Source organism: Pseudomonas sp. DE0010 (assembly GCF_007680745.1).
In the GTDB taxonomy this organism is placed as follows: Bacteria; Pseudomonadota; Gammaproteobacteria; order Pseudomonadales; family Pseudomonadaceae; genus Aquipseudomonas; species Aquipseudomonas parafulva_B.
In genome coordinates this window covers 1-739 of the sequence record NZ_VEJQ01000054.1, presented here as the reverse complement: position 1 = coordinate 739, position 739 = coordinate 1, and the positions used below count along the sequence as shown (strand labels likewise).

The 739-nt window shown below is 61.6% G+C and carries 1 protein-coding gene and 1 pseudogene; one reads left to right on the top strand and one right to left on the bottom strand.

Translation table 11 applies throughout. The features are described from left to right. Positions 1–310 (bottom strand): divalent metal cation transporter (locus tag FS767_RS21570; RefSeq protein WP_178102761.1); only part of this gene is annotated, 310 nt, incomplete at its 3' end. 218 nt (positions 311–528) lie between these two features. Between FS767_RS21570 and FS767_RS21565 the strand changes: the two are divergent. Then, positions 529–739 (top strand): annotated as a pseudogene (locus tag FS767_RS21565) (transcriptional regulator MntR); the annotation flags it as partial.

The window sequence follows — 739 nt, the reverse complement described above, 5'->3', positions numbered from 1 at the left end:
CCAGCCCGGTGGCGATGCCCAGCCGTGCGGCCAGGGCCTGCAGCAGGATGGCCATGAGGTTGGAGAGCAGGATCACCGACAGCAGCAGGTAGCCGAATTGCGAGCCGCCGGCCAGGTCCGTGGCCCAGTTGCCCGGATCCATGTAGCCCACCGAGACCATGTAGCCGGGGCCGAGAAAGGCCAGCAGCCGCCGCAACCAGCTGCCGCCCTCGGGCACCGGCACGCTGGCATTCATCCGCCCAAGGCTGGGCCGGGCGGACGGCGCAGGCTCCTGCCAGGCAGGCTCGACGTAGCTGGCGGATTCTTTCATGGCGGACTCGTGCGGCAAGGTAGGACTACCCTTTGGAGAATTTAGCCTAGGCTAAAATTCACACATCCAGCAATAAAAAATCTCTATCTCATCCGTCGATAACGCCCATTGGCGAAGGAATCTTTGGTATTCGCCCGCAACTCGGTCAAAATGGCGCCCGATCGCGTCCTCTCGACGCGCCTCAGGTCTTTGCGGAGAAGGTCATTCAGGTGGGCAACATGACAAAGGACGACGAACTGCTGAATCGGTTGGTCGATCCATCCATTCATATGGAAGGTTTTCAACAGGTCCGCGAGGCGCATCGTCAGGAGCTGATCGAAGACTATGTCGAGCTCATTTCCGACCTCATCCGGGACGGCGGTGAAGCCCGTCAGGTCGACATCGCCGCGCGCATCGGCGTGGCCCAGCCGACCGTGGCCAAGATGCTCA